The 19,297-nt window shown below is 63.3% G+C and carries 11 protein-coding genes; 6 read left to right on the top strand and 5 right to left on the bottom strand.

What is annotated here, in order from left to right; translation table 11 throughout:
* Positions 1-61: 61 nt before the first annotated feature.
* Positions 62-2,125, top strand: coding sequence for an OmpA family protein (locus FY528_RS17325; protein ID WP_149072288.1), 2,064 nt, complete (start codon positions 62-64; stop codon positions 2,123-2,125).
* An 18-nt stretch (positions 2,126-2,143) separates the two neighbouring features.
* Here FY528_RS17325 and FY528_RS17330 read toward each other — a convergent pair whose 3' ends face one another.
* Entirely contained in the window at positions 2,144-2,515 is a 372-nt protein-coding gene (locus FY528_RS17330; RefSeq protein ID WP_149072289.1) for a DoxX family protein, read from the bottom strand.
* 157 nt (positions 2,516-2,672) lie between these two features.
* On the opposite strand from FY528_RS17330, the gene FY528_RS17335 reads away from it, so the two are divergent.
* Positions 2,673-3,050 (top strand): winged helix-turn-helix transcriptional regulator, encoded by a 378-nt coding sequence (locus FY528_RS17335; RefSeq protein ID WP_149072290.1) that lies wholly within the window; start codon positions 2,673-2,675, stop codon positions 3,048-3,050.
* Between the two features lie 90 nt (positions 3,051-3,140).
* Here FY528_RS17335 and FY528_RS17340 read toward each other — a convergent pair whose 3' ends face one another.
* On the bottom strand, positions 3,141-4,646 hold the full coding sequence (locus tag FY528_RS17340; protein WP_149072291.1) for a hypothetical protein: 1,506 nt from the start codon (positions 4,644-4,646) through the stop codon (positions 3,141-3,143).
* Positions 4,647-4,677: 31 nt separating this feature from the next.
* Between FY528_RS17340 and FY528_RS17345 the strand changes: the two genes are divergently transcribed.
* Positions 4,678-7,428, top strand: coding sequence for a polynucleotide kinase-phosphatase (locus FY528_RS17345; RefSeq protein ID WP_149072292.1), 2,751 nt, complete (start codon positions 4,678-4,680; stop codon positions 7,426-7,428).
* A gap of 132 nt (positions 7,429-7,560) precedes the next feature.
* On the opposite strand, the gene FY528_RS17350 is transcribed toward FY528_RS17345, so the two are convergent.
* Both FY528_RS17350 and FY528_RS17355 read right to left on the bottom strand, forming a co-directional pair.
* The gene (locus FY528_RS17350; protein WP_149072293.1) at positions 7,561-9,270 is read right to left on the bottom strand and encodes a M28 family metallopeptidase; all 1,710 of its coding nucleotides are present in this window, start codon (positions 9,268-9,270) and stop codon (positions 7,561-7,563) included.
* A gap of 229 nt (positions 9,271-9,499) precedes the next feature.
* Positions 9,500-10,294 carry a hypothetical protein gene (locus FY528_RS17355; RefSeq protein ID WP_149072294.1) on the bottom strand — a complete coding sequence of 265 codons (795 nt, stop codon included), beginning with the start codon at positions 10,292-10,294 and terminating at the stop codon, positions 9,500-9,502.
* A gap of 147 nt (positions 10,295-10,441) precedes the next feature.
* Between FY528_RS17355 and FY528_RS17360 the strand changes: the two genes are divergently transcribed.
* Both FY528_RS17360 and FY528_RS17365 read left to right on the top strand, forming a co-directional pair.
* Positions 10,442-11,215 carry a nucleotidyltransferase domain-containing protein gene (locus FY528_RS17360; protein ID WP_187632173.1) on the top strand — a complete coding sequence of 258 codons (774 nt, stop codon included), beginning with the start codon at positions 10,442-10,444 and terminating at the stop codon, positions 11,213-11,215.
* A gap of 168 nt (positions 11,216-11,383) precedes the next feature.
* Complete coding sequence (locus FY528_RS17365; RefSeq protein ID WP_149072296.1) at positions 11,384-12,457, top strand: nucleotidyltransferase domain-containing protein; 1,074 nt, start codon at positions 11,384-11,386, stop codon at positions 12,455-12,457.
* 172 nt (positions 12,458-12,629) lie between these two features.
* Here FY528_RS17365 and FY528_RS17370 read toward each other — a convergent pair whose 3' ends face one another.
* Positions 12,630-12,878 carry a hypothetical protein gene (locus tag FY528_RS17370; RefSeq protein WP_149072297.1) on the bottom strand — a complete coding sequence of 83 codons (249 nt, stop codon included), beginning with the start codon at positions 12,876-12,878 and terminating at the stop codon, positions 12,630-12,632.
* A 245-nt stretch (positions 12,879-13,123) separates the two neighbouring features.
* Between FY528_RS17370 and FY528_RS17375 the strand changes: the two genes are divergently transcribed.
* Positions 13,124-19,249: a carboxypeptidase-like regulatory domain-containing protein gene (locus tag FY528_RS17375; protein WP_149072298.1), complete on the top strand. Its 6,126-nt coding sequence runs from the start codon at positions 13,124-13,126 to the stop codon at positions 19,247-19,249.
* Positions 19,250-19,297: the final 48 nt, after the last annotated feature.

The following is a 19,297-nucleotide window of genomic DNA, read 5'->3' on the forward strand; positions in this document are numbered from 1 at the left end:
GATTTAGTTGATGGGAGCGACCTTGAGGATGGTGGCGAAATACTGCTAACCTTCGCTAATTTTGAAGGATTACTTACGCTCACTTTTCGTGTACAAGCAGGTTTTACTGACGTTGGTGCTGGCTCTGGGCTGGTTGCAGCTGTCCGCGCAGGTAGCAGGGCAAACGTATACCGATGAGCGCGCCGGCTACCAGCTCACGTACCCCGAAGGCTGGAGCGTATTCCAGAGCGAATCCCAGTCGCCGGTTACGTTCTACGTCGGCAATGCCCCGCGGGCCGCTCCCGCCGTTGTGGCGCTTATTATTCAGCGGCCGTCGGGCGCGGCTGGCCTGTCGGCTGCCATCAGCCCCCTCGATTCTGTCTGGAAAGTCATCCGGCGCCTGCCCCAGGCCCGGGTGCTGCGCCTGGAAGCGGCCGCGCCCAACGCCCAGGAGGTGCGCTACGATTATACCTTTGCCTCGCCCCAGGGCCGCCGCCACGTGGTCGGGCGGCAGCTAAGCCGGGGCAACGACTGGTTTCAGATTGAATACCGGGCGCTGGCGGCCGAAGACCAGGTGCATCTGGGAGCGGGGCGGCAGCTGGTAGCTTCCCTGAAGCTGAAGCCGGCCAGGAAATCGGTAGCGGCCTTGCCCGCAACCGTGGCGCCGGACGTGCCCAAGCCGGCGGAGCCGGTGTCGCCGTGCAACGATAAGATGTACGGCATTGCGGCCCTGCGCGTGCACGATGGGCTATGGGAAGACGACTGCCGGACCATTCACGAGTTTTCGGTGGAAGACCCCTCAGAGCCGCCCATCATTCATCGGCGGGTCCTGCCATTTCAGTCCTACGCCCTGGCCAAAGGCTTCGATAACTGCCTGTACTCCGTTACGAAAGCTTCCTCCGACACCCCCGAATATATTTACCGCTACAACCCAGCCACCCGGCAGGGGCAGTACACGCCTTGGCTGCTGCCCGCCCAGGGCCCCGAGAACATCTGGATTTCGGCCTCCACCGGCCAGCACGGCGAGCTGTACTTTATTACCTCCGATGCCAACCTGCTGGTGAAGGTAAACCCGGCCGATGGGGCCGTAACGGTGGTGTGGGATACCGACCCGCTCCGGCAGGTGCGCTACTACCATGAAATCGGGTTTTCCGGGGCCGGCACGCACGCCAATTTCTGCCTGGATGAAGACCACACGCTTTACCAGGTCTATAGCACCGACGGCTCGCTGATTCGGGTGGATCTGAAAACCCGGAAGGCCGCCCCGGAGCGGCTGCCGCTGGCCGGCCTGCCCGAGCGCGGCGGCTACAGCGACGTGCTGCTGCAGTACGACGCGGAAGGAAACCGGGTGTTTTACCTGGCCGGACCTTCTGCCTTGTACGTAGTCGATGCGGCCCACAACCAGGCCAGCCGGGTGCGCCGGGGCGTGTACACCGACCTGGCCGGGTGCAATGTAATGCGTCCCCCCGCCCCCCCGCCCGCGGCCCCGGTAGTCGTCGTACCGCCACCCGTACCACCTCCGGCGGAGCCGCTGGCCTACTGGCAGGGGCGTGTGCTCGACGCAGCCACGCTTGGTCCGTTGGCGCGCGTCACATTGCAGCTAAGCAATAGCTCAAACGTCATCAAGGCCGATACGACGCTGGCGCTGAAGCCCGATGCCCTGTTTTCGACCGTAGCTTCCCCTAGTCGGGCCCTGGCGTTGAGAGCCGAGCGCAGTGGCTACTTCCCCCTCGATACCACGCTGCTGCTCCGCCCCGGCGTGCTGGTGCACGATGTGCTGCTCCGGCCGCTGACGGTAGGCTCGGTGCTGCGGCTGGATAAAGTGCAGTTCGAGCAAGGCAAGAACGCGCTGCTTTCATCGTCTTACGCCGATTTGGAGCGCCTCCTGACTTTGCTCCAGGCCAACCCCAGCCTGACCATAGAGCTGCGGGGGCACACCGATAACGTGGGAGACCCCAAAAAGAACGTGCTGCTGAGCGAGGAACGGGTGCAGGCCGTGAAGACTTACCTGGTCAACCACGGCATTGCCGAAGCCCGCATCACCGGCATTGGCCTGGGCGGGGCCGAGCCCCGCGCCTCCAACGACCAGGAACCCACCCGCCGCCTCAACCGCCGGGTAGAGTTCCGCGTGACGGGGGGCGGGTAAGAGCCCAGCCGGCAAGCCCTACGCCAGTGGCCGGGCAGGCGGCAGAAATGCCGACCGGTCGCGCACGAAGGCGGCAATCCAGACCAGGGCCAGGATAACGGCGGGAGTGATTATGCTGCGGCCGTGGGAAAGGTCGGTAGCCATGGCGCCGGCGAAGTAGCTGGTGAGCAGCAGCAAGCCCAGCTTCATGGTGCGGGGGTAGAGGAACAGGGCCGTGAAAACCAGCTCCATCACTCCCAGCAGCTTGACGTAATCGGCCACGCCGGTTTCGGCCATGGCTTTCTGGATTTCCGGACCGCCGACAAGTTTCATGATGCCGCTGGCTGTAATCAGCAGGGCGGGTACGGTCGTGAGCAGGCCGGGTAGGAGGTATTTCTTATTGAATGCCATGGGAGTACACCTTGAGAATGAGGGATGTGCAAGCGGCCGTCGGTGGCAGCCTGCGGGAGCAAAGGTGCTGGCCTGGCGGTATGTTCCGGATAGCGGTTTCCCAAAGGATACCGGTATGCTGCGGGGTACTCACCTGATTTCTAGCGACCTTTGCCCCATGCCTTTTCCTTCCTCTGCGCCCTCCCACACCGCATGCACCGGCGCCATGCGCTCCGTGCGCGACTCCCTCGATCTGCTAGGTGGCAAGTGGAAGCTCCCCATCATCGTGGGTTTGAGCGGCGGCCCGCAGCGCTTCAAGCAGCTCCAGCGCGAGGTAGCGGGCATCACGGCCAAAATGCTCAGCAAGGAGCTGAAGGAGCTGGAAATAAACGGCCTGATTTCCCGCCACGTGCAGGCCGACGCCGCACCTGTGGCCGTGACGTACACCCTAGCCGCCTACGGCCACACACTATTTCCCGTCATCGAAGCCCTGCACCAGTGGGGCCAGCTGCATCGGGCCCACATCATGCACGCGGGGGAGGTAGTGGCGGCGTAAGAGACTGTGCTGGCGTAGGATACACCCCAGCACAGCAGCGCTTGGTTTTGGCTGTTCGCGGGATGAGCTAATCAAATGTAGAACAGCAGCTTAAGGGGATAATGGTGTGAGGTTGTAAGACTTTAGCAACTTGTCAAAACTGACGGGCCATTTTCCAATGAATTCCTGCACAGGTTTTTTTAGCAGCAACTCCCGGGTTCGTCGGTGCACATCGGCGTTTCCAATTGAAAGCAGCGTTTCACTGATAGTGAAAAGGTCAAATGCTCGCTCCTCAGCGGACAGGCGCGTCAGCAGGGCAGAAGCAGCCCAGGTAAGATGGTGCTGCCGGATGATGCCACACAGCGCCGCCAGGTCTTTGTCCCCGAATACGGAAAGTCCGTGAAAGGTAACGGCCCGGAAGGTCAGACTATCATGCTGTAAGATAGGGAGCAGCAGGTTGCTCATCAGTCGCTCGGTGTTGAGCCCGCTTTCATAGCTTACCAGAAAGCTGTTTCCGGTAGGTGAAAACCCTAATAGCCCCCTTGTAAAAATGGCGGCGGCTTTCTTTTCATCTCGCTTAGTGAAGAGGGTAACTTCTGCAGGCGTAATCAGCTGTTGCTGCCACCACAGCTGCACAATCAGGCTGTCAAATACTGGGTGATAGTGATTGGAAAGTGCCTGGGCAAGTTCGGAAAGGGTACGGCGGCCCGCTCCGTCATCGTAGTACAACCTGTGGCGGTAGATACTATCAAGCAGGTGCGCTGCTGCCTGGTTTTGGTAGCTCGCAACTGCCGCGTAGAATCTATAGTCGCTTTCCTTGCCTACGTACGGCTGAAGCAGTGGCCAGAGGGCTGGGTCAGGAAATTGGGTTACCGCTGCCCACAACGACCACTGCTCGAAGCGGGCAATAAGCGGTACATCGGCCTTCTCCCGGTAAGAAGCCAGCGCATGAGCCAGTGGAGCAGAACCGTATTTTGTTTCTACCAAATCCAGGCAAAGCTTGCGGATAGCCGCATAGGAGCCAGGGTAGGCATTGTTGGTGTAGCAAGCCGTTTCCTCTGTACGCCAATCAATAGGGTAGCCCTGACTTGCCAGGGTTAGCGCCACGCTATCTAGCTTCAGCAGCTGAAAGGTGTAGCTCGCACTGTCCTGCGCAGTGAGTTTTTGGTATCGTCCACTGTAGTAAAATCGGTCATAGAGCTCGGAAGATGGATAAGTCTTACGAGTGAAAACCCGGCCGTTGTCGGGGTGAGTTAGTTGCAAGGTGACACGCTGGTCGCTCCGGATTATCTCCCCGAAAACCTCGTACAACTTCGGGTATTTGCGGTCAGCCAGCGCCAGAGCAGCGTACAGCCTCATAGCCGGATTTGACTGCTGAGCTAGGCGAAGTAATTTTTCGGTTGAGACGTTAGCGCGTAGGTTCGCAAAACCAGGAGACGGTTTTTCTACAGTTTCGTAGATGAGAATACGCTTTACCTGCGGTATACCTCCACGCCGCATTCGGTAGGGAGGCTCCTGCTTCTGCGCCTTGGCCCGCCCACCTGGCAAGAATAAAATACCGAGTAAGAATAGCCGTACTATTGTCATTGTTAAAGTAGAATAGCTATAGATTACCATAGTCTGTCAACATAGTTGATGCTCAATTTCAATGCCCCAAGATACGCTCAAGCTCCCCGAACTCTCCCTCGTCCTGCTCATCGGTACCTCTGGGGCGGGCAAATCCACCTTTGCGCGGCGGCTGTTCCGGGCTACTGAAATCGTGTCGTCGGACCAGTGCCGGGCGCTGGTGGCCGATGATGAGAATGACCAGTCGGCCACGCCGGATGCCTTTGCCTTGCTGCACTACCTGGTGGGGCTGCGCCTCAAGCGCGGCCTCCTCACGGTAATCGACGCCACCAACGTCCAGCCCGAAGCCCGCAAAACCCTCGTGCAGCTGGCCCGCGACTATCACGTGCTGCCCACGGCCATCATCCTCGACGTGCCCGACCGCTTGGCCGAGGACCGCAACCGCCAGCGCACCGAGCGCCAGCATCTGGGCCGCCACGTGATACCCCAGCAGCGGCAGCAGCTGCGCCGCTCCCTCAAAACCCTCAAGCAGGAAGGCTTCCGCCACCTCTTCCACCTGCGCGGTTCCGAGGAAATTGACGCCGTGCAGACCATCGTGCGCGACCCGCTCTACAGCAACCGCAAGCAGGATACCGGCCCTTTCGACATCATTGGTGACGTGCACGGCTGCTACCAGGAGTTGGTGCAGCTGCTCACGGAGCTGGGCTATGTGGTGGAGGAAGAGCCTGTGACAGATGTGCGGGATTTGGGCGTGCGGGTGACGCGTCGGGAGGATGTGGGTAGAGACGCGACACTTCGCGTCTCGTCGTTGAACGAACCGGAACCGCGCGGCCTAAACAGCCTCAGCAACGATGAGACGCGAAGTGTCGCGTCTCTACATCACCCAGAGAATAAGCCGCCACGCCGTGTCCTGTTCCTCGGCGACTTAGTGGACCGCGGGCCTGATTCGCCGCGGGTGCTACGGCTGGTCATGAGCATGGTACAGGGCGGCCAGGCACTGTGCGTGCCCGGCAACCACGACATCAAGCTCCTACGCTACCTCAACGGCAAGCAGGTCAACGAAAAGCACGGCTTTGCCGAAACGGTGCAGCAGTTAGCCTCGGAATCTGACACGTTTAAGTCGCAGGTGCGGCAGTTTCTGGATGGGCTGGTGAGCCATTACGTGCTGGATGGGGGCAAGCTGGTGGTGGCCCACGCGGGCATGCGGGAGGAAATGCAGGGCCGCGGCTCGGGGGCCGTGCGGGCGTTTGCGCTGTTCGGCGAAACCACCGGCGAAATCGACGAGTTCGGGCTGCCGGTGCGCTACAACTGGGCCTCGGAGTACCGGGGCCGGGCCATGGTGGTGTACGGCCACACGCCCGTGCCCGACGCCGAATGGCTCAACAACACCATCGACATTGACACTGGCTGCGTGTTCGGCGGCCGCCTCACCGCCCTGCGTTACCCCGAGCGGGAACTGGTTTCGGTACCCGCCCGGCAGGTATACTGTGAGCCGGTACGCCCGCTCGACTACCTGCGCCGCCTGGCCGAAGCCAGCAACGAACAACCAGAACCCAACAACCAGCTCTCCGCCCAGCAGCAGCACGACGACCTGCTCGACATCCAGGACGTGACGGGCAAGCAGATCATCAAGACGCGCTTGCTGCCCTCCGTCACCATTCGGGAGGAAAACGCGGTGGCGGCGCTGGAGGTGATGAGCCGGTTTGCCCTCAACCCGAAGTGGCTGCTGTATCTGCCGCCCACCATGAGCCCGTCGGAAACCTCGGCGCTGCCCGATCTGCTGGAGCACCCCGCCGAAGCTTTCGACTACTTCCGCCGCCAGGGTCTGGAGCGGGTGGTATGCGAAGAAAAGCACATGGGCAGCCGCGTGGTCGTGGTGTTGGCCCGGGATGAAGACGCCGCGCGCCGCCGCTTCGGGGTAGTAGGCGAGGGGCCCGGTAAGGTGTATACCCGCACCGGCCGTAACTTCTTCAACGCCCCCGCGCTGGAAGCCGCCTTCCTCGCCCGCCTGCAGGATGCTCTCACGGCCAGCAGCTTCTGGGAGCGGTTCAGCACCGACTGGCTGTGCCTGGACGCCGAGCTGCTGCCATGGTCGGCCAAGGCCCAGGAGCTGATCAAGAACCAGTACGCCGCCGTGGCGGCAGCGGCCACCGCCGCCCTGCCCGAAGCCGCGGCCGTCCTCACTCAAGCTGCCGCCCGAGGCCTCGATGGGGTAGAGGCGCTGCTGGCCCGCACCACTGCCCGCCAAACCGCGGCTCAGCACTACGCCGAGGCCTACCGCCGCTACTGCTGGCCCGTGGATAGCCTCGCCGATTTGCGCCTGGCCCCGTTCCACCTGCTCGCCACCGAGGGCCGCACCTACTTCGATAAGGACCACGCCTGGCACATGGAAACCCTGCGCGCCATCTGCCTCCAGGACGAAGGCCTGCTCCGCGCTACGCCTTACCGTGTGGTGCACCTCCAGGACATTACCGACGTGGAAGCCACTACCCAGTGGTGGCTGGACCTCACCGCGGCTGGCGGCGAAGGCATGGTCGTAAAGCCCTACGACTTCATTCCCAGCGGCCAGAAAACCCTGGTGCAGCCCGCCCTCAAGTGCCGGGGTCGGGAGTACCTGCGCATCATCTACGGCCCCGACTACCTGCTACCCGGCAATTTGGAGCGCCTGCGCGAGCGGAACGTGAAATCCAAGCGCAACCTCGCCCTGCGCGAGTTCACCCTCGGCGTGGAAGGTCTGGAACGGTTCGTGGCCGGTGCCCCGCTGCGCGAAGTACACCAGTGCGTATTCGCAGTACTGGCCCTGGAAAGCGAAGCCGTGGACCCGCGGCTGTAGTTTCTTGTAGAAAAGAGTTATGTTTTTAGGCTTTTGTCATGCTGAGCGGAGTCGAAGCATCTCTACCGCGTCGTTGTAATAGTAATCCAACGAAACGGTAGAGATGCTTCGACAAGCTCAGCATGACACTCTCTACTTCCCGCCCATACTCTTCTCTCGAGCCCCTTTAAACTCCGAACCTTCGCGCCACTTGGGAAACGTGGTTTCACTGGCTAGGCGCTGGCCCACGCGAAAGTAGAGCTGGGCGTCCTGGGCAATGCCCGTCAGGTCCCAGCTGGGGTCGAACTGGTCGGCGGGCTTGTGGTATAGGTTGGTGGTGTAGTTCTGGCGCTGCTGGGCAATGGCCTGCTTGCCGCCGGTGCGGCTCTCAAAACCGCCGCTGGCGTAGAGCGAGGGCACGCCCACGTGGGCGAAGCTGAAGTGGTCGGAGCGGTAGAACATGCCGGTTTCGGGCGTTTGGTCGGGCAGCAGGTAGCGGTTTTGCTCCTGGGCCGCCGCGCGGGCGTAGTCCTCCAGCTCCGACTGTCCGTAGCCGATAACGGTGAGGTCCTTCATCGGGCCGTAGGGCCAGAGCATGTCCATGTTCAGGTCGGCCACGGTTTTATTGAGCGGGAAGGGCGGGTGCTGAGCGTAGTACGCCGAGCCCAGCAGGCCCTGCTCCTCGGCCGTCACGGCCAGAAACACGATGCTGCGCTCGGGCTTCTGCTTGGCCTGCTGGAAGGCCTCGGCAATGCTGAGCAGGGAAGCCAGGCCAGTACCGTCGTCCACCGCCCCGTTGTAGATGGAGTCGCCGGCAATGGCTTTGCCCACCCCGAAATGGTCCCAGTGAGCCGAGTAGAGGATGTACTCGTCGGGGCGGGTGGTGCCAGGCAGCACGGCCAGCACGTTGCGCGAGGTCTTGCGGAGCAACTTGTTCTGGATGCTGCCCGTGAGGGTAAGGCCGCCCAGGAGGCGGGGCCGGAAGCCGCGGGTGTTGGCGGCGGCGTAGAGCTGCTCATAGTTCTGGCCGGCGGCCTGGGACAGCTTTTTGGCCGCGTCCAAAGTCAGCCAGCCTTCCAGGGCACACTTGTCGGCCCCTTTGTTCTCGGTTTGGGCGCGCAGCTTAGGGCTGATGGCCCCGCTCAGCACCACGCTCCAGGGGTAAGCGGCCGGCTTGGTGTCGTGCACGATGAGCACGCCGGCGGCGCCGTGGCGGGCGGCTTCCTCGTATTTGTAGGTCCAGCGCCCGTAGTAGGTCATAGCCCGGCCCTTGAACAGAGTGGAGTCCTGGCTGGCGTTGCCGGGGTCATTCACCAGCACCACCACGGTCTTGCCTTTCACGTCGAGGCCGGCGTAGTCGTCCCAGCCGTACTCGGGAGCTACCACCCCGTAACCGGCGAATACCAGCGGGGAGTTGGTGACCTTTACCTCAGGCTGCTCGCGCTGGGTGAAGGCCACGAAATCGGTCTTATACTCGAAGCTTAGCGCCTGGCCTTTGCCCTTGACTTGCAGGGTGGAAGAGGGCGTGCCGGTAATTTCGACCAGCGGCACCGGCTGGAAGTAGGTGCCGTTCGGGCCGGGCTGCAGGCCGAGGCGCTTGAACTCGTCGGCCAGGTACTGGGTGCTGCGCGTCTCGCCCTCCGTAAAGGGCTTGCGGCCCAGCATCTCATCCGAGGAAACTGCCTGCAGGTACTTGCTGATGCTGGCCGCGCTGATGGCTTCAGTGGGGGCGGCCGCCACGGGCGTGGCGGTAGTTTCGGCCGTGGCGACGGGAGCGGAGGCCGTAGTAGCGGGCTGAGTCTGGCAGCTGAATAGGCCGAGGCCGAGCAGGAGGCTGGCGGGCAGCAGGCGGAAAAGCACCATAAAGGCAGAGCGTTAGTTCAGACAAGCAAGGTAGCAGAAGTTGCGAGGAGAGTTTCGGTCTTATGCCGGCGCCAAGCCAAAGCGGCTTTTTAAGTATTGGTTGTTCGTTGTCAGATAGAACGTCCTGCTGCGCGCAGTCGAAGTCTCTCTACCGCTTCGCCTGGGTTTACCATACTACCAAGATGCTGCGCCACACGCTCAGCATGACGTTCAGCAGGAAAAAGCCGGGTTAATCCACTTCCTCACACTCCGACTGCACGTTGCTGAACAGCTTTTCGTACTGCTGCTGCCATTTCTCGGTGGGCTCCACGCGCCGGATAGTTTCATTGATGCAGTTCCACCAGCCGAAATTAATCAGCTCCACCTGGGCGTATTCGTGCCAGTTGGGCGCGGCGGATTCCTGCTCAAACCGCGCCTGCAAACTTTCCGGCACGCTGTTATTCTTTTGCTGCTCCCGCACCAGCTGCTGCCAACTGGCCATGATGCTACTATCGTTGCCCGCGGCCAGGCCCCTGATGTAGGTTTTGCACGCGGCCGGGTACGGGGAGTTTGCCAGCAGGCTGGGGTTGCTATACCCCAGGATGGTGAGCTTGATGGCGCGGTATTCGTCGTTGAGTTCCTGGAGCTTGAGGCGCTTCAGCTCCCGCCACGTAGCGCCCGGCACGGGCTGTAATTTCCTGATATGCGCCAGCACGTTGGTGTACTCCGCTTCCAGGGTATCCACGCTTAGCTTGGCAATATCGGCGGGCTTGAAGACCGACGCCGAGGTGGTGAGCTGCCCGCCCCGGAGCAGGTCGTAGGTATCGGTGAGCTGCTGCGCGGTGTACTGGCGGCTGTCGTAGCGGCCGGTGAAGGTGCACATTTCCGTGTCCCAGTGAAACGTAGCCAGCGAGTCAGCTGCCGCCGGAGCAGCCGCTGCGCCAACGGGGGCAGGCGGCGGGGTGGGCTGCTGGGTAGAAGGGGTATCGGGGGTGCAGGCACCGAGCAGGGCGGGCAGCAGCCAGAAGAGGGGGCGGTAGTTCACAGCATAAGGAGTTACTGCCGGCATAGTGGGGAGCGGCGGCCAAATATACAGGGCAGAATGAGGGGGCAATACGCACCGGAACAGGGGGCTGGGCCTTTACCTTGCACGTGTAAAGCCCTAGTTCGCCTTTCACCACCCATTCTGCCCGTGCACGCCCGCATCCAAACCGCCCTCACCCAGCTCGAAGCCCGGCACCATATCCGCATCCTGTACGCCTGCGAGTCGGGCAGCCGGGCCTGGGGCTTTCCCTCACCGGATTCCGACTACGACGTGCGCTTTATCTACGCTCATCCCACCAACTGGTACCTGACCCTCGACGATGGCCCCGACACGCTCAACTTTCCCGTGGACGAGGAGCTGGACCTGGCCGGCTGGGAGCTGCGCAAGACGCTGAAGCTGCTGCGTGGGGCCAACGCGGCCCTTTTCGAGTGGCTCCAGTCGCCGGTGGTATACCAGGAAGCCGCCGGGTTTCGGGCGGCGCTGGCCCCGCTGCTGCCCGCGTGCTGGAACCCACGCGCCGGCCTGCACCACTATGCCGGCCTGATGCGCCGCGGCGTAATGGACGACCTGACCGGGGAAGACGTGCGCCTGAAACGGCTGTTCTACGCCCTGCGCTCCACGCTAGCCGTGCGCTGGATTCAGCAGCGCCCCGCCGAGGTGCCACCCATGGAGTTTGCCGCGCTGCGCAGCCTGTTGCCTCCGGAGCTGAACGGCAGCGTAGATGAGCTGCTCGCCCGCAAAGCCACCGCCCACGAAAAAACCACCGTGCTGCGCCCGGCCGCGCTGGTCGCGTTTCTGCAAGCCGAGTACGAAGCCGCTGTAGCCGCCCGCGAAACGCTGCCCGTAGCGCGCCCCGCCGACCCAACGCCGGAGCTGAATGCGCTGTTCCAGACTTGGTTGGCTGATACCCGCCCTAGATAACTAGGCCGTTAGTAGAAGGCATTCCTACTGATAAAAGTCTGTCATGCTGAGCGAAGTCGAAGCATCTCTACCTCTGACTAATCATTGCCAATGCAACAAAGCGGTAGAGATGCTTCGGCTTCGCTCAGCATGACCATCAGTAGTAAAAGATCTTTACCACATACCCGTATGACCATTTCCGACCTGCGCCGGCGCGGCCTGATTCTGTTCGAGGCCATCAGCGGCAGCCGCGCCTACGGCACCGATTTGCCCCACTCCGATACCGACCTGAAAGGCGTATTCATCCTGCCCGAAACCGAGTTCTATGGCCTCGACTACGTGCCGCAGGTGGCCAACGACACCAACGATGAGGTGTTTTATGAGCTGCGCCGCTTCGTGGAGCTGCTGCTCAAAAGCAACCCCACGGTGCTGGAGCTGCTGGGCACGCCCCCGGATTGCGTGGTGTACCGGCACCCGCTGTTCGCGGCGTTTCGGGCCAAGGACTTCCTCTCGAAGCTGTGTCGTCAGAGCTTTGCCGAGTACGCCGTGGCCCAGATCCGGAAGGCGCGGGGGCTGAACAAGAAAATCAACCACCCCGAGCCGCCCCAGCGCAAGTCGGTGCTGGATTTCTGCTACGTGACGGTGGGCGCGGGGGCCCAGCCGGTGGCGGCCTGGCTGGCCCGTAAAGGATACGAGGGCGCGCAGTGTGGGCTGGCCAACGTAAATCACCTCAACGATTTATACGCCGTGTTCGTGGACGATACGCCGGACCGCCGCCACGGCTACCGGGGGCTGGTGCGCGACCCGGAAACCTCCCAGGACGTGCTGCTCTCGGCCGTGCCGAAAGGGGAGGAGCCGGTGGCGTACCTGAGCTTTAACCGCAACGGCTACAGCACCTACTGCCGGGTGTACCGCGAGTACCAGGAGTGGGAGCAGAAGCGCAACCCCGAGCGGTTCCAGAACACCGTGCAGCACGGCAAAAACTACGACGCCAAAAACATGCTGCACGTGTTCCGGCTCCTGCGTATGGCCGAGGAAATTGCCAGAGAAGGGCAAATCCACGTCCGCCGCCCCGACCGGGAGTTTCTGCTGCAAATCCGCCGCGGCGAGTTCAGCTACGAAGAGCTGGTGACGGAAGCCGAAGCTTTGGTAGTGCGGGTAGAAGAAGCTTTTACGGCTTCCGCGCTGCCCGAAGCGCCCGACAAAGCTGCCGCCGAGCAGCTATTGGTAAACACGCGCCGGGCCTGGTACGCGCAGCTTTAGAGCATGTTTGGGCTTTTACATTTGGGTCATGCTTCGACTCCGCTCAGCATGACGTTTTAAAGAAGTTTTTACGAAATCCAATAAGCTCAGGGTCTCCAAAAAGCAGAACCGGCCGCTCCACCCGAAGGCAGAGCGGCCGGAACCGGAAAATGCAATAGGCGCAGGCGGCCGATTAGTGTGTGGTGTAGCGAGTAGAGCGGCGCGTAGTTTGCGCAGGCGCTTTGGCCTTGCGGCGCAGGTTGAAGAAGCCGGGCTTCTTGGCTTTCTTACGGCCTTTGTAGGTCTTGTACACGGGCCGGTGGGTGAAGATGCGGCCTTTCATTTTGGCCTTGGCATAAGCACTAGGGCGGGCAGCCTCTACCGACTGGGAAGCACCACTCACAAACAGTAGCGCGCAAACTAACAGCAGAATCCGGAACATGGGAGAGAAGTGAAAAGGTGAAACATGCTTGCCCCCCATAACCCAAGGACCAGGCCAGAAATTGTGTGAGGCCTGGGTAAATGGTATTCCAGCTAGGAAACTTATGTTCTTTTTAGGTTAGGTAATGCGTTGAAAACCTGATTCTTCGAGAATAAGCCAAGTTTTTTTCGCAAGCTGAAAAAAAAGTGAAGTGTGGAATGCGGCTTCCGGTGGCATCAGCTATCAGGTACGCCTATTCCACCGTTATGCTTTCATCGTTACGCCCACTTATCCTGGGGCTACTGTTGCTGCCCATCTGCAGTCCTGCCCAGCAACGCTTGGCCACGGCCCGCCAGCAGAGCTACCTGACCAAGGTTTTCCGCCTGACCGACGCCCAGACGCGCCACCTCTACGAACACTCGCTCACGGCCGTGCAGGACGCCTACTTCGCCCAGCCCGTCGACTCCTTCCCGACGAGCCAGCCCGACAGCCTAAGCCGGGCCCGGGTGGCAGCCCTGCCGGCCGGCTACTACCTGGTGGCCCACACCGAAGGGCCCGAGCTGGTGTACTGGCTGCACACCCGTACCGGCCGCCAACTCACCGTCATCACCAACCAGCAGGATTTGAGCGTGGTGGTGCAGGATAGTCTGGGTCGGATGCTGCCCGATGCCCGCCTGACCTTGCCCCGGGGCCGCCTCGTGCCCTTCGACGCTGCCACCCAAACCTACCGCCTGGCCGGCCGCACCAGCCGCCCGGGGCTGCTGGCCGTCACCCACGGCGGGCGCACCACGTTTCACGTGCTGGAGCAGCAGCTGCCGTACCGGCCGGCCGGACGTAGGGCCCTGAGTTGGCGTGGGGCGTACCAGCGGGTGGTGTTCGGCTTTCCGCTGGGGCTCCTCACGCGGCCCGCGCAAAAGCTGTTTCGGGAGCTGCACTACGCTTCCAACGTCAGCACTGGCCCCATCGGGCTGCTGCGCTCCATCTTCAACCCCGACGTGCGCGAGGAGCGCCAGGACCGGCGCACCGAGCGGCGGGGCGAAAAGTGGCAGGCTTACCTGGTGCTGAGCAAGCCCCGCTACCGTCCCACGGCCGACACCCTGCGCCTGAAGGCCCGCATCCTGCACCGCGCCGGCCGGCCTTACCGCCGCCCCCTGGAACTGTACCTGCAGGCCGACCAGGACCGTACGCCGCGCCGCCTGGCTTTGCTCCGGCCCGTGCGTCCCGGCTCCTACGAGTTCGAGCTGGAACGCCTCGATACCCTCCAGCTGCGCGCCGACCAGTACGTGCGCCTGCGGCTGCAGCAGCCGGGAAAAAACGGCGAAACTCTGGCGCAAACCTCATTCCGGCTGGAAGACTATGAGCTCAAAAACACCCGCTACACCCTGCGCCCGGCCGAAGCTACCCACCGGGCCGGTACTACGCAGGCCCTGTACCTGCGCGGGCAGGATGCCAACGAGCTGAACCTGCTCGATGCCCGCGTGCGCCTGAGTGTGACGCCCCTGACCGTGGGCCATTTTCCCGGCCGGCAGGTGTTTGTGCCCGATACGCTCTGGACGCGCGCCCAGCCCCTGGACGCCGCCGGCGAAACCCGCCTCAACCTGCCGCCCTCTGCTTTGCCCACCGCTAACCTCCGCTACCAGGTGCACGCCGAGTTCCGGAACGCCGACCAGGAGCGCCGCACCCAAACTACCCAGGTGGAGTATGCCCTGGAAAGCGGGGAGCTGCAGCTTCTGCTGCGCCAGGACTCGGTAATTGCCCGCTTCTCCGGCGGCACCCCCGGCCCGGCCCGCCTCGAAACCACCCGCCGCGACCCGGAAAAGAACCTGGTTTCTACGTTCGAAACCGTGCAGTTGCCTCTGGCGCGGCCCGTGGACGCCCGCGCCACCCGCTACCAGCTGACTACTGCCGCCGGCCGCTCGGCTTTGCTGAACCTGGACGAAGACAACGCCGATTTAGTGCTGCGCTCCGACCGCACTGCCGACTCCCTGCACCTGACCGTGGACAACCCGCGCCGCCTGCTGTTCTGGTACTACCTCTACCGCGCCAATGACCTGGTGCGCCGGGAGTACACTACCGGGCTGAATCTGCACCTGGCCGCGCCCACACCGGACGTCTGGTACGTGTCGCTGCACTACTTCTGGGGTGGGGAGCTGCGCACGGCCGAGTACAACGTGGCGTTGCCCCAGCATCAGCTCACCATCGAAGCCGAGCAGCCGGAGGTGGTATACCCGGGGCAGAAAGTGAGCCTGCGCTACACCGTGCGCGACGGGGCTGGCCGCCCCGTGCCCGGGGCCGACCTTACGGCCTACGCCTACACCAGCAAGTTTGAGGTGGCTAACGCCCCCGCGCTGCCTGATTTCGAGCCGGCGGTGGTGGGCCGGGTAGCCCTTCGGCGGTTTGCCCTGGGGGCCCGGTTTGAGAATCAGGCTGATGAGCCTACCCGCCGGCCCTTGCCCTGGGGCGCGTGGCGCCAACGCCTCGGCCTCGACTCCCTGCGCTTCTACCAGTTTCTGTATCCCGAGTACGGTACCTTCCATGAGTACCAGCCGGCCCCGGGCGGCATCACCCAGGTGGCGCCGTTTGTGGTAGACTCGGGGCGAGTGCAGCCCACCGTGGCCGTGTACGTGGATGGGCACCCGGTGTACGTGGCGGCCGTGAACGGGGACGAGCCGTTTGCCCTGGTGGCCGACAGTGGCTACCATACCATCACCGTGCGCACGCCCACCCAGCGCATCAGTTTGCGGGAAGTGTACCTGCGCCCCCTGCACAAGCTCATCCTCAGCCTCGACCCCAACCACCCGTGCCGGGAGCTGACGGTGGAAATCCCCGGACCCTTGTCGGAAACCGAGCGGGAGGAGCTGGCGCGCTTTCTGGTGCTCATCGACCGCAACAGCTACCAGGAGCAGGTGCTGCTGCGCCAGGGCCGCCGCCTACAGGTGCTGGGCGCCGGCCAGCCCTACCGGCCCAACCGTCCCTATCAATATTACCGTCAAAACGAGCTGCTACACGTGGGTGGCCCTTTCCGGCCCGACTCGGTGCTGTTGCGTCGCTCCGATGGGCTCTGGCGCAGGTTCCTGTACGAGCCGGGCTACCGCTACACCTTCACCCGGGATTTGCTCAAGATGCGCACCGTTTCGGCGGAGCGCTACCCGGATCTGCGTCAGTCCATCCAATTCCCGCAATTGCCCTTTACTGACTTTGCGTATACCGAAGCCGACCTGCGCCCCCGGCCCGCAACGTCTTTCTACCAGGGCCCGCAGCCTGAGCCGCTGCTGCCGGTGCCGACCAGCACCAGCGCCGGCCAGGGCCGCCTGGAAGTGCGCCTGCCAACCAGCCCTACGCGCCAGTACTACTCCCCGCGGGTGCTCTACACCTTGCTCACCCAGCCCGCCAAGCCTCCATTCCGCCGCCTGCACCGGCAGCTGCCCACCCCGCTGCATGCCCTGGCTCCGGGCCGCTACCGCCTGGCCTTACTGCTGGCCGATAGCACGTTGCTCGCGCCTAACGCCGAGGTGCTGATACAGGCTAACGGCACCACCTACGTGCAGCTCGATTCCCTGGATAAGCTAACTGCTGGCCCAGCCCGCCAGCGCTTATTGCGCGTGATGCGAGAAGAAATCCGCCGTAATCTGCCTGCCCCGGCGAAACCTGGCGTGCTCGACTCGGCGAGTGCGCGGCGGCCGGTGGCAACTACCATCCCGGTGAAGCCCCAGCCCGACTGGTACATCGTGCGCGGGCAGGTCACGAGCCATCAAGCCGGGGAAGGCCTACCCGGCGTAACGGTGCTGCTCAAAGGAACCACCCACGGCGTCAGCACGAATGCGGACGGCAGCTTTACCCTGGCTGTGCCGCCAAGCAGGGCCGTCCTGCAATTTTCTTTCGTTGGGTTTGTCTCGGTTGAGCGCCGGGTGGATAGCCAGGATATACAAGTTGCTATGAAAGAAAGTACTACGCAGCTGAATGAAGTGGTCGTAGTTGGCTATGCAGTAGAAAACAGGCAGAGTTTAGCGGCATCAGTAACCAGTTTACGGACGGAATTGGTCCTCTTTGGTAAAGCCTCGGGCCTGACCGTTGAGAGCGTGCCTGGTGCTGGCAGCCGGATTATATTACGCGGTTCCCGGAGTGTAACGGGGCAAAATCAAGCCCTGATCATTGTGGATGGGCTGCCTTACTCTGGGAGCTTGGATGAACTGCGGCCCGAGGATATTGCCAAGACGAGCGTCCTGAAAGGGGAGTCGGCAGTGGCCATGTATGGCTCCCGGGCGGCCAACGGCGTGATTATCATTACCACCAAAAGCGGATTTAACGGCCGTCCGGCGGCGGGCAGGCAGGACGGCCCCGCGCTGGGGCCCGACGGCCTGCCCGTGTCCGGCACGCGCGACCCGCGCCTGGCGCTGCGCCGCCGCTTTTCCGACGTGGGCTGGTGGCGCCCCACCCTCGTCACCGACGCCCGCGGGGAGGCCCACACCCAGGTCATCATCCCTGACGATATTACCGGCTGGGACACCTTCGTGCTGGCTTCCGACGACCACGCCCGCACCGGTACGTTCATCCAGCGCCTACGCTCTTTCAAGGCCCTGATGGGTGAGCTGGCGGCCCCGCGCTTCCTGCTCCAGGGCGACCGGCCGCAGGTTATCGGTAAAACCCTCAACTACCTGCCCGATACGGCCCAGGTGACCACCAGCTTCCAGGTAGGAGCGGGGGCGGTGCGCACCCAGCAGCACCGCGTGACCACGGCCGTGCTTGATACGCTCACCTTCACCGCGCCCCTCAATGCCGATTCCGTGGCCGTGCGCTTCAGCCTAACCCAGCCCAACGGCTACCAGGATGGGGAGCTGCGCCAGCTACCGGTGCTGCCCGTGGGCACCCGCGAGCGGGTGGGCTATTTTGCCGTGCTCACCGCCGCCGATACCACGCTTACCTTTCCCGCGCGCCCCGAGCTGGGCCCCGTGACGGTACGCCTGGAAAGCAGCCCGCTGCCGGTGGTGTTCGAGGAAATCCGCCACGTGTTGGGCTACGGCTACCTCTGCAACGAGCAGGCGGCCTCCAAGCTGCAGGCCCTGCTGCTGGAGCAGCGCCTGCGCGAAGGAATGGCGCAGCCGTTCCGGGGTGGGCGCGACGTGCAGCAGCTTATCCGCCACCTGCTGCGGGGGCGGCACCAGCCCGATGGGTTGTGGGGCACCTGGCCGGCTTCCCCCGTCAGTGCCTGGGCTACCCTGCACGTGCTGGAAGCGTTGCTGCAGGCCGAAAAGCAGGGCTATAAAGTGGCCCTCGACAAAGACCCGCTCCGCCGCTACCTGCTCGCCCAGCTCGACGAGGCTTACGCCGATGCCGCCGTCCGCCAAAGCCTGCGCGAATCCATTCCCGGCGTCTTTTTTCGCTCTCCCGACGACCGGATCCGGCTGCTCCTGCTGCTGCACGGCCTCGGCGCCCAGCCCGATTTTGCGACCCTGGTGCCGCGCCTGGAGCGGGAGCAGCGCGGCCGCCAGCCCCTCGACCGGTACCTGGCCCTTACCCACCTGCGCCAGCAGGTGGGCCTGCCCTACCAGCTCGATACCCTGCGCCGCTACCGCCTCCGCTCCGAGCTGGGCGGGGTGTTTTTTGCCGATACCCTGCGCCCGGGCACCTTCTACCGCTACCTGCTGCCCGACCGCCTGGGTAATACCCTGCTGGCTTACCGCCTGCTGCGGGCCCGCGGCGGGCAGGAGCAGGAGCTGCTGCGCATCCGCACGTATCTGCTGCAGCAGCGCAGCTTTGGGGGCCACTGGGCCAGCACCTACGAGGCCGCCCAGATTCTGGCTACCATCGGTCCTGAACTGGTAGTGCCGGCCAGCGGCGGTTTACTGGCGCGGGCTCAGCTTAGTGGCAACCTCACCCAGGAAGTCGGGCAGTTTCCGTTTGAAGCTACGGTGCCCGCCACTGCCGGACCGCTCACGCTCCGCAAGCAGGGCGGCCTACCGGTATATGCCACGGCTTACCAGACGTTCTGGAACCCGGCTCCGGTGGCGGTGGCTACGCCCTTTACGGTGCGCACGCGCCTGGCCGGGCAGGAGGGAAGCCGCATCCGGTTGAAAGCCGGCCAGCCCACCGAGCTGGAAGTGACGGTGGACGTGCCGGCCGAGGCCCGCTACGTGCTGCTGGAAGTGCCCATTCCGGCGGGCTGCTCCTACGGGGAGAAAACCACCGGCAACTCCTTTGAAGTACACCGGGAGTACCTGCGCCACCAGGTGGGTATCTTCATTGATGTGCTGCCGGTGGGCCGCCACACGTTCCGCATTGCCCTGCAGCCGCGCTACCGGGGCCGCTACACCCTCAACCCCGCCAAAGCCGAGCTGATGTATTTTCCCACCCGCTTCGGCCGCTCCGCCAGCAAACAGGCGCAGATTGATTAATGGAAACGGCCTTGCTGCCTTGGTTGCGTCATGCTGAGCGGAGCCGAA

It is taken from the genome of Hymenobacter lutimineralis (genome assembly GCF_008271285.1).
In the GTDB taxonomy this organism is placed as follows: domain Bacteria; phylum Bacteroidota; class Bacteroidia; order Cytophagales; family Hymenobacteraceae; genus Hymenobacter; species Hymenobacter lutimineralis.